The 10,169-nt window shown below is 62.9% G+C and carries 9 protein-coding genes and 1 pseudogene; 4 read left to right on the top strand and 6 right to left on the bottom strand.

The features are described from left to right. From AC1DS3_RS29570 to AC1DS3_RS29545, 6 genes and pseudogenes are all read right to left on the bottom strand, one after another. Positions 1-3,090: ImcF-related family protein (locus AC1DS3_RS29570; protein ID WP_477128504.1), on the bottom strand; the 3,090-nt coding region annotated here is incomplete at its 3' end. Between the two features lies 1 nt (position 3,091). Continuing rightward, positions 3,092-4,288: a hypothetical protein gene (locus AC1DS3_RS29565; RefSeq protein WP_477128503.1), complete on the bottom strand. Its 1,197-nt coding sequence runs from the start codon at positions 4,286-4,288 to the stop codon at positions 3,092-3,094. 24 nt (positions 4,289-4,312) lie between these two features. Then, positions 4,313-4,576: a PAAR domain-containing protein gene (locus AC1DS3_RS29560; RefSeq protein ID WP_183032906.1), complete on the bottom strand. Its 264-nt coding sequence runs from the start codon at positions 4,574-4,576 to the stop codon at positions 4,313-4,315. After that, the gene (locus AC1DS3_RS29555) at positions 4,573-4,836 is read right to left on the bottom strand and encodes a hypothetical protein (RefSeq protein WP_441641598.1); all 264 of its coding nucleotides are present in this window, start codon (positions 4,834-4,836) and stop codon (positions 4,573-4,575) included. Before AC1DS3_RS29555 ends, AC1DS3_RS29560 begins: the two co-directional genes overlap by 4 nt. Beyond that, positions 4,836-5,336 carry a formylglycine-generating enzyme family protein gene (locus tag AC1DS3_RS29550; RefSeq protein ID WP_477128505.1) on the bottom strand — a complete coding sequence of 167 codons (501 nt, stop codon included), beginning with the start codon at positions 5,334-5,336 and terminating at the stop codon, positions 4,836-4,838. The genes AC1DS3_RS29555 and AC1DS3_RS29550 overlap by 1 nt, the downstream gene beginning before the upstream one ends. Then, positions 5,325-5,855: pseudogene (locus tag AC1DS3_RS29545) on the bottom strand (contractile injection system protein, VgrG/Pvc8 family); the annotation flags it as partial. The pseudogene AC1DS3_RS29545 and the gene AC1DS3_RS29550, both read right to left, overlap by 12 nt. Positions 5,856-6,324: 469 nt before the next feature. Here AC1DS3_RS29545 and AC1DS3_RS29540 point away from each other — a divergent pair. From AC1DS3_RS29540 to tssC, 4 genes are all read left to right on the top strand, one after another. Beyond that, positions 6,325-7,020 carry a DUF3592 domain-containing protein gene (locus AC1DS3_RS29540; RefSeq protein WP_441636068.1) on the top strand — a complete coding sequence of 232 codons (696 nt, stop codon included), beginning with the start codon at positions 6,325-6,327 and terminating at the stop codon, positions 7,018-7,020. Between the two features lie 648 nt (positions 7,021-7,668). Further along, complete coding sequence (locus AC1DS3_RS29535; RefSeq protein WP_441636070.1) at positions 7,669-7,833, top strand: hypothetical protein; 165 nt, start codon at positions 7,669-7,671, stop codon at positions 7,831-7,833. Between the two features lie 189 nt (positions 7,834-8,022). After that, on the top strand, positions 8,023-8,538 hold the full coding sequence (tssB, locus tag AC1DS3_RS29530) for a type VI secretion system contractile sheath small subunit (protein WP_477128502.1): 516 nt from the start codon (positions 8,023-8,025) through the stop codon (positions 8,536-8,538). 25 nt (positions 8,539-8,563) lie between these two features. Further along, complete coding sequence (gene tssC / locus AC1DS3_RS29525; protein ID WP_477128501.1) at positions 8,564-10,111, top strand: type VI secretion system contractile sheath large subunit; 1,548 nt, start codon at positions 8,564-8,566, stop codon at positions 10,109-10,111. Positions 10,112-10,169: the final 58 nt, after the last annotated feature.

Below are 10,169 nucleotides of genomic sequence, written 5' to 3'. Positions count from 1 at the left end.
CGCCTGCCACGTCTCGCGCTGGTTGTAGTAGTGCAGCGTCTGCCCATCGAGCGTCAGCAGCGTGTCGGTCAGSCCCGGSGTSGGGATCGGCTTGAACTCGAAGCGGTACTGCGGCTCGCCCTGGGCCAGCAGGTGCGCCGCCATGCGCTGCAAGGTGTTGATCGCGTTGAGGAAGGCCGGATCGAAGGACTGCGCCTGCCCGCCGGTGGCCGCCGGCAGCCACTGATCGCCCTGCAGCTCGAGCACGCCCGCCAGCTGCGTGCCGAGGAACGACCCGATCAAGCCGCTKTGCGGGCGCAGGAAGCGCGCCAGCTCGGCCAGCGAGGCATCGTTGGCGGTGTCCGCAAACGGATAGCGTCCGGCGAACGAGCGGCTCCATGTCATCGCGATGCTTTGCCGCCACGCGTCGTTGAGGCTCGCCTGCGCCGGTTGCAGCACCGTCTGCGTGGCCTGCGCGATGGGCCGCACGAACAGCGTCTCGCCCATGCCCGCCCACTGGCTGCCGAGGCTGGCCGCCATCAGCTGGGCATAGGCCTGGGTGTCGGCCAGTTCCGAGCCCTTGCCCTGGAACAGCGCCTGCGCCATCTGGCGGGCCTGCGCATCGGCATCGGCGCTGTTGCCGACCTGCTGCAGGCGCAAGCGCAGTGCCGTCGCGCGGTCGAGAAAGCGTTGCAGGCTCAGGTCACCGCTGGCGCCCGCATGGGTGGCAGCGTTGGTGCTACCGGGCTGGCCCTGCGCCACCAGCCGCAGCACCGGGCCAAAGGCCGCACCCAGCGGCCCCGCCGCGTCCGGCTTTGCCACCTCGGGCCCCGCCGGCTTCTTGCCCAGCAGGTCCTGCGTCTTGGCCACCAGCGTATCGGACAGCGAGTCCTGGCGGGCGCCGGCCCCACCCTGGTACTCGAGCGACTTCATCAGCGCGATCACCGGCGACTGGCGCGCATCGGCCATCAGCTTGAGCTGCCCGATCGCGGCCGGCAGGGTCGGCGCGGCCTCCCATTGCAGGCTGTTCATGAAGCCCTGCCAGCGTTCCGCGTAATCGGCGAAGTACTGCTCGGTCAGGGCGGCCTGCAGTGCTTCGGCCGAACGGCCTGCCGTCACTTGCGTCYGCWRCTGCGGYTKGCCRTCGGTCAGCACCCAGTCATTGGCGATCTCCGTGCGCYTGGCGGCCTGCTCGATCGCGGGGGCCACGTAGCCCTCATAGGCCTGGCGGGTGAAGACCCCSGGCACGATGGCGGYGGCTCGCACCAGCCCCCGGGGATCGGTGCCGGCGGTCAGCGCCGCCAGGGTCTGGTCCGGATACTTGCTGCCAGCGTTCCCCCCAAAGGCCTGGATCACGCCCCGATAGACGGTGTCCTCGGCATTGCGCTCCCCGATCACGGCCAGCAGCGTCTGGCGGGCACCGGCGACCAGCTCGGGCCGCGGCTCGATGCGCCCGGCCGGGTTGGACTTCAAATGCGCCGCATAGAACTTGAACAAGCGCTCGGCAATATCCTGCCGCTCGCCCGGCGTGATCCGGGCCTCGGTGGACCAATGCTGCACCAGCTGCGGGGCCAGGAAGGCCGGCTCGGCGCGCTCGGGGTTAGCCAGCATCAAATAGGTCTTGAGCGCCTGGTGACCGCTCAGCGCCACCCGGTTGGTCGCCGCATCCAGCACCGTGGTCCGCAGTTGCGCAAGATCCACCAGCGACGCCTCCAGATCCCGCTGCACGGGCGTGACGAGCAACTCGCGGCTGGCCTGCGCGTAAGGCTTCCACAGCGCGGCAAGGACCGCCGGATCGCGATTCAGGCCAAAGCGGGTCGCGAGCGGCGCGTGATGCTGGGTACGGTACTCGTAGCGCTCGATCTGCTGCTGCAAGGCAAGGAGCGCGCGCAGGCGCGCAGCCGGGTTGGGGGCCGCCTGGACATCCTGAATCACTTGTTGTGCAGCGCTTACGTCTTGCGCGTTGCGCACGCCGGACACCAGCATGCCGGCGCTCCACAGGCCGATGGCCGTCAGGCCCACGATGGCAGACACCGTGACCGGGTGCCAGCCAACGCGCTGTCCCGGATGGCGGCGGGCGGCTTCGCCCAGGTAATGCCAGAGCGGCAGGTCGATGCTGCTCTGCACGCTCGCATCGCCGGTGACAGGCCGTGGATACGGCGCAAAGACGATGCCGTCCACGGAGATGCGCCGGCGTTGCCGGCCCCCCAATCCGGCAATCCAGTCGGCGAGCGCCTTGCCGCGGGTGTCGAGCCGCTGGGAAAGCTCTCCCATATAGCGGTCGCGGTTGCCCGCCATCAACTGCGCGACGACGCGCTGCGCCAGCTGGTCGCGCAGCGTGCGCAGCGCGCCCTCGATGGCGTCCGCGTCGGCCTGGCGCGGCAGTTCGCAACCGATGACCGGCATGAGGCCGTGGGCCACCGTTCTCGCCTCCGCCACATCCAGCAGGTAGACCGGGGCGGACCAGTGCAGCAATTCCGTGATGCGCGCCAGGCGCATTCCATGGGGATGGGTGCCGCGGCGCTGCGCCTGCAGATCCGCTGCACTATCCGTTGTGAGAATCATCGCGTCCACCGGACGGCGGCGGCGCAGTCGGTAGAGTGCCCTGAGCCAGTCGGCGTCCGGCCAGCCCTCCTTGCCGGTCTTGCTCCATAGCAACACCGCATCGGGGGTGATCAGCCAGCCTTGTTCTGCCAGTTCGGGCAGGAGGCGGGCAATGGCGGCGTCGTCGCCGGTGAGGAGCAGCCAGGGCTGGCGGTAGCGCCAGCGCAGGCCGTGGGTGGATCGAAGCGTGAAACGCAACGCCACCGAGCGAGTCTGTGCCGAAGCCGCACCGGCCTTTGCTTCCGTTTCAGCCGTGTCCAGGATCGCGGGCGGCTCGAGTCCTTGTTCCTTCGACGCTCGTTGCATCGCATGCCGGATCTCCTTGCGCCTGGAAAACGCGAAGGCAAAGGCGGCCAACGCCGCTACGGCGATGCCCGCAACCTCCCGGCTATGCCGGCCGAGCCAAGTACGCAGAAGTTCCATATCGACCGTCATGGCAATATAGGACGAGGCTACTGCCAGTACGCTCGCCAGGATCAGCCACCGGCCCCAAGCACGATTCTTCAACTCAATTTCTCCCAGGTATCGACGGCACGGCCACACACAGATGTGTCCGGTCGCTGCCAGGCGTATGCCACGCAACCAACTGATCCTCTGAATCCTGGCCCGCGGTTTCCAAAGCGATAGCAAGGGCGATCCAGCCGCTGACCGGTCCCGGAAAGCCCATGACATCGTCCAGTGGAAGAACTGCTGGCTTATCCTCGCCCAACGAACACAGCACTGTCAGGAACGCCGCTCGATCTTGCTGCGTACAACCACTAAGCCAGGCGCGTKGCAAGACGCCCGGCCTTCCCTGCATATCCAGCAACTGGCGCACATCGGCAGTGATGGTCCCGGACGACGACGCCATCGGCCGCAAGAGATGTGCCGGTGCGATGCACCGATGCGCGGCCCGGTCCCGCCGGCTTGCCGTGCGAGGTTTCAACAGCAGCGCGGCGGCACCTTCACTGAATACACGTTCGCCTGTATCCGGCCAGATCTGCGCAGCAATGACCAATCGGGCGGGCACTTCGTCTACGTCGAAGCCCTGCTCCATCCATGCGATGCAATCCGCCGGATGGGCGCCAGCGACATGGATATCCACCGACACGCCCGGCGCGGATGCCTCCAGCAGGTGCTTCGTCTTCGTGCTCCATTGCGCCTCTTTTGCCTTTTTTGCCTTTTTTGCCTCTTGCGCCAGCGAGACATCATCAAGCACAAGCCTCACTTCGACAGATTGCAGTTCTGCCAGAACATCCGCGAACCGGTCCGCGATAAGGTTGAGCACTGTCGTGTAGCGACTGTCCGCCTTGGCCTCACCCGCCCAGGGAAACCCGACGGACCGTAACGCATTCACAGGTAGATTCGCGCCTGCGGCGGCAAGTTCGCCTGGCGCCGGGCCAATGGGCAAGAACGCTTGCGCCCGGACGACCGAAAGATCGCGGCGAGCCCAGTCCCGCCATAGCAAGTCAAGGCGTCTGCACTCTTGCTCGCTCTCCTCGGCAAGCAGTTGTCCCCGCTCCCATTTCGTCAGCCTCAGGCCGAACACCAATGCAAAGACAGTGACGGGGAGGCCGATCAGAAAAAGCCAGAATCCCACTTCATTGGTCGGCCTGCCTTGCGGCCACAGCAGCAGTGTGGCGCCAGCACCAAGGCCCATCACGGCCACGAAGACAAGCAGCCAGCTACCGATCCCGATCGGCTGGGGGCGCGCGATTGCCGCCACGTCTGGAATTGGCCAAGGCATGGGTCAACGAACCGACAGTGTGGAGTGGACGGCAAGAATCACGCATCCGCACGCCGCCTTGCAAAGATGCGTCACCAGGGGGCGGCCATCCGACATCATTGTCGTATCGCCCTCGACGATGGGATTGACGCCGTGCCCTGCCCTTGGACAGTAGACAAGATCTCCCAGCAACGCCGCGCGCTTGCCGTTCTCGATGATCGTAGAGGTGGCTGTCATGACATAGCCGTCGTGATCCGTCGGATCACCTTCGAATGCAATCGCGCTCATGGGCAATGGAAACCTTGTAATTCGGTTAAGTCGTTCACTACGTGCGATGCACGCATCACGTGTTGGCGCTCATTCTTCGCCAGCGGGCGTGCTGGCCCACCAGTCACGCTCCAGTCGGCAGTTTTTTCAGGCGGTACATCGACCGGCCGTATTTCTAGTTCACCGGCCTGCAACCGAGAGCCAACACACAGCACCACCGCGAGCAGGAGAACGACCCGGTTAAGCTTTCTCCCAGGCATCCGAATCTTCGCTAAGGTCATCACCTCTCCCCTTCGATCGGGTGATCCTGGTTCGCCACGCAGCGTACGGAATGTGTTGTATTCCTCTTTGGGCCGATGACTTCAGTGAGAATATCTCTTCCGATGATCATGGGATCGCGCGCGTATCGTATGACGTTAAGCCCGGAGACATAGTCGCCACCCGCGTACCCGCGCAATGAGCGCAAGGTGCCGGTCGGTGGCCCCATCGGATCACGCTCCGGGCTGACGCGATACCACTTCGCGTCATACCAGTCCTGCATCCACTCCCATCCATTGGCGTTCATGTCGTACAGCCCCAGCGGATTCGGCGGGAAGATGCCAACCGGAAACAGCATGGCTCGCGTGATTGAAGCGGGCTCTCCGGGATCTGTCGAAACAACCGGCCTGAGCCTCTCTTTCTGCTCACCCGAAGCCATATTGCGCCCCTTGTCCATGTGACCGTTGTCCGTGGCCCAGATGAAGTTCTGCCCACGGCTGCGTGCGGCATATTCCTGCTCCATCAGCAGCCGGATGTAGTCCCAGTCGGACATCTGGTACTGGAGGCGGAACTTGTGCTGCGGATACTCGCGGCGCGTCTTGAAGCGAAACTGATGGCCCTCCAGGCCATGCCGGCGCAGGATCGCCTCGATGATCTGCGGGCCGGTCAGGTGCTGATAGACGCGGCTCGCGCGCGTGAGCCGCAGCCGCGCGACGAGCGGCTCGACCACGATCTCGTAGGCGCAGGAATCATGGGTCTGCCTGGTCTCGGAGAAGCCCGTGATACAGCCGCCGAACTTGCGCGGCGCCGTGCCGTCGCCAGGATCGATCAGGAACGTGGCGTCCTTGCCGAGATAGCCGGCCTGATCGAGCGGCAACGGGTGCGTCAGCTGGATCGTCACGGTGTACGTGTCGCCCAGGCGCTCCACCGCTTCGAACGACACCACCGACAGCTCGGCGGCGCTGGCCGCGCTGGGCACCTCGAGGAAATACGCCTGGTGCGCGCCACCGTCGGCGTGCCGTTGTTCAACCGGATCCGTCATGGTCTTCGCTCCATTGTCAGCTTGATCGAACCTGACGCAGGACTCTAAACGGATTTTTTTATGTCATAAATAGCATTATTACAATTGTTGAAAAAAATATCACTTTTATAGAAAATTCGTACTTGTCCTATTTATCTCAAGGGACATCCATGCTAACAATCACGGCGGCACGTCCTGCGGGGCGTTGTCGCGAGCATTGGAAATCGCTTGAATCGGCTCTGTGACGTCACGCGGCGCCAAGGGATCGGGCGCGGGACTGCTGTGTCTTTTCGCCTGCCATGGGTTCCGCCTTCCGTTGCAGCTCGCTTCCGATGACCGGGATCTGCCGCTGGTCACTGTGGCTGTACGCGCAGCGATCCGAGGGCAGGGTGCCAACCGATGAATTAGACCATCTGCACCTGATGAGGCCGCGTCGACGGTCTTCTGAACAAGTCAGGCGCTCCCATCAAACTCCCATCAAACTGACTTCATGAAAACGCTGGGCATCATCAAGTACACCTTCCTCGCCATCGGTATCGCGTTGCTGCTTGGCGCGAGCGCCATCGGTCTGCATACGCGTTCGTTCCTGTCGAACGCGGTGGGCACGGACGGCATCGTCGTGGCCCTCGATGCACAGGGCGACCGTGGTTCGACGACCTACAGACCCATCATTCGCTTCCAGACGCCGGGTGGGACCGTCGAATTTCGTGCGTCGAGCGGCAGCAACCCGCCGAGTTACGCAGTCGGCGATACGGTCCCGGTACTGTATTCACCGGAAAAGCCGAATGACGCGACACCCGACGCATTCTTCTCCCTTTGGGGGGCGGCAACGATAGCCGCTGGCATCGGCCTCGTGTTCTTCACCATCGGCGCCGCGATGATCGGACTGGCACAGCGCGCATCGCGCCGGGAAGCCTATTTGCGCACCCAGGGCATACCGGTCCAGGCGCGCGTTCAGGGCATCGAAGAGAACGAAAGCGTACAAGTCAACGGACGCTCACCTTACCGCATCACGGCGCAATGGCTGGACCCGGCGACATCGCAAGTTCATGTCTTCTACAGCGGCAACATCTGGTTCGATCCGACCGAATACGTGACGCGCGAGCACATCACCGTCCTCTTGGATCGGAAGAATCCGAAGCGCTACCACGTTGACGTGTCGTTCCTGCCGCAACTGGCGACCTGACACCCAACTCACAGGCAACGAGATCTGAGTGGCCGGCGTCCTCAGCGGCGCCATTCGCCCCCGGGATCCCCAAGTACAGCACCAGCACTCGTTCGACACGATCCATGTGCGATCTGGCAGGGACGCAGCCAGTCTAACGGCGTGACCCAGCTCCATCCTTGGATGCCGATACTTCATCGCTTCCCGACGCAGGCGAATCGTCCCAGTTTCCCGAAGCGCCGCCTCCGTCGAACGTGCCTCCGCCTCCAGCGGTTTCCGAGGAACGACTTGAAGCGCGTTTTGCGGTGTCGCGGTTCTCTGGTGCTGCCCCGTTCGATGATGCAAGGGCCTCGATGAGGACACCGGCGAGTAAGTAGGCCATGTCCAGCGCACGCTCCTTCAATCCGGCCACCCTCGTAGAAGAGTCGGCCTTCGACGGCAAGCGTCGTCCGGTGCGATGCGGCTTGCGGCGTCGCGGACCCGGGGACACTTTCCGATCCGGCTTCGGCTTCCTGCAAAGAAAGYAGTACAACAGCGCCAGAACCAGGATTTTGAAAGCACGCATTGGGGTAAGCGCGAGGCAGGGTCGTTGGCGGGAATTGAAGCACGCGATAGCCCACGGCGGCGGCTCACCCACCTGATCGATCAGGTGCCTGGGGCACGATCACGGTGGATCAGTCCAACGTCATCAACGAGTTCGGCGGCGCTGGCCGCGCCGAGCACCCGCAGGAAGTACGCCTGGGGTGCGCCACCGTCGGCGTGCCGTTGTTCAACCGGATCCGTCGTGGTCTTCGCTCCGTTGTCAACTGGATCGAACCTGATGCAGGACTCTAAACTGGTTCAATCATGACATAAATGCTGTTTTTACAAAATTTAAACGAAATAGTAATTTTTTAGAAAATTCATACTCGTCCTATTTATCTCGCATAGGCCTCCATGTTACTAATTCCGACTGGTTGCCTTACTGATCGTTACCGCAAGAACTAAAGAGCGTTTAAATCAGAGATAAGAAAGGAACAAACGATGGCTGAGAGTTTCCAGAACGAAGTGCCCAAGGCACGGGTCAATATCAAGCTCGACCTGCACACCGGTGGCGCGCAGAAGAAGGTCGAACTGCCGCTCAAGCTGCTGGTAATGGGCGACTACAGCAACGGTCAGGACACGCGGGCGCTCGCCGATCGTGAGAAGGTGTCCATCAACAAGAACAACTTCAATTCGGTCCTCGCCGACTTCAACCCGAAGGCCAGGATCGCCGTCGAGAACACCTTGGTCGGCGACAGCACCGAGCTGCCGGTTGACCTGGACTTCCGCTCGATGGACGACTTCAAGCCGGAAGTCGTCGCCGGGAAGGTGCCCGAGCTGCGTGCGCTGATGGCGGCCCGCAATCTGCTGCGCGACCTGAAGTCGAACCTGCTCGACAACGCGATGTTCCGCCGCGAACTGGAGAAGATCCTCAAGGACCCGGCCTTGTCCGAGCGGCTGCGCGCCGATCTGCAGAAAATCGGCGAAGCCGCGCCGGCCTCACCGTCCGCCYAATAAACGTCTTCCTTGAGGAGTGAATCCCATGGCAAAACATGAAATCGCCGCGCGCGCCAATAGCGAAGCAGACACCGCTGTCCTGGATGCGCCCGGTAAGAGCGTCTACGAGTCCCTGTGCGAGAAGATCAACCTGACACMGGTCAAGGCCACGCGCCCGGTGGAGTCTTTCCAGAGCGCCGATGCGCTCGCCGAATCGTCGCTGGATGAACGCGTCGCCCAGGCGATGAATGTGTTCCTGAAGATGATCCAGGACTCGTCGCAGCAGGTGGACCGTCTTGACAAGAGCTTGCTTGATTTCCATATCGAGCACCTTGACCAGCAGATCAGCCGCCAGCTGGATGCGATCATGCACAACGAGACGTTCCAGCAGATCGAATCGGCCTGGCGCGGCCTCAAGTTCCTTGTCGATCGCACCGACTTCCGCAAGAACGTCAGGATCGAAGTGCTGGACGCCTCGAAAGACGCGCTGCGCCAGGATTTCGAGGACACCCCCGAGATCATCCAGAGCGGCCTGTACCTGCACACCTACATCCAGGAATACGACACGCCGGGTGGCGAGCCGATCGGCTCGATCATCTCGAACTACGCATTCGGCCGCAGCCCGCAGGATATCGCCCTGCTGCGCAATATCTCCAAGGTTTCCGCCGCGGCGCATATGCCGTTCATCGGCTCCGTCTCGCCGGCCTTCTTCGGCAAGGAATCGATGGAGGAAGTGGCCAGCATCCGCGACATCGGCAACTACTTCGATCGCGCCGAGTACTTGAAGTGGAAGAGCTTCCGCGAGTCGGACGATGCCCGCTATATCGGCCTGACGCTGCCGAATTTCCTGGCGCGGCTGCCCTATGGGCCGGAAACCGTGCCGGTACGCGCCTTCAATTACACCGAGGCGGTCAAGGGCCCGGATCACACCCGCTATTTGTGGGCCAATGCTTCGTTCGCGTTCGCCGCGAACATGGTGCAGAGCTTCATCAAGAACGGCTGGTGCGTACAGATTCGCGGCCCGCAGGCCGGCGGCCTGGTCGAGGACCTGCCGATCCACCTGTATGACCTGGGCACGGGCAACCAGGCCAAGATCCCGACCGAGGTGCTGATCCCGGAGACGCGCGAGTTCGAGTTCGCCAATCTGGGCTTCATCCCGCTGTCCTACTACAAGAACCATGACTTCGCGTGCTTCTTCTCCGCCCATTCGGCCCAGAAGCCGGCGCTCTACGACACCAAGGAAGCCACCGCCAACAGCCGCGTCAACGCGCGCCTGCCGTACATCTTCCTGCTCTCGCGGATTGCCCACTACCTGAAGCTGATTCAGCGCGAGAACATCGGCACGACCAAGGACCGCCGCCTGCTGGAGTTGGAGCTGAACACCTGGGTCAAGACGCTTGTGACCGAGATGACCGATCCGGGCGACGAGTTGCAGGCTTCCCATCCGCTGCGGGAGGCCAAGGTGATCGTCGAGGATATCGAGGACAACCCGGGCTTCTTCCGCATCAAGCTGTTCATCGTGCCGCACTTCCAGATTGAAGGCATGGACATCAATCTGTCGCTCGTATCGCAGATGCCGAAAGCGAAGAACTGATCGGCCACGATCAGTCTCGATTAGCGCTGACATGACGTAGCGCCGCTGCACGCTGGCT

The sequence above is a fragment of the Cupriavidus sp. 01L46 genome (assembly GCF_056399905.1).
This window is presented reverse-complemented; position numbering and strand designations above follow the sequence as displayed.

Coding starts and splice junctions, on each gene's coding strand:
- AC1DS3_RS29560 (WP_183032906.1), bottom strand. CDS start 4,576: ATGAGCGCGATTGCATTCGAAGGTGATCCGACGGATCACGACGGCTAT.
- AC1DS3_RS29555 (WP_441641598.1), bottom strand. CDS start 4,836: ATGACCTTAGCGAAGATTCGGATGCCTGGGAGAAAGCTTAACCGGGTC.
- AC1DS3_RS29550 (WP_477128505.1), bottom strand. CDS start 5,336: ATGGAGCAGGAATATGCCGCACGCAGCCGTGGGCAGAACTTCATCTGG.
- AC1DS3_RS29540 (WP_441636068.1), top strand. CDS start 6,325: ATGAAAACGCTGGGCATCATCAAGTACACCTTCCTCGCCATCGGTATC.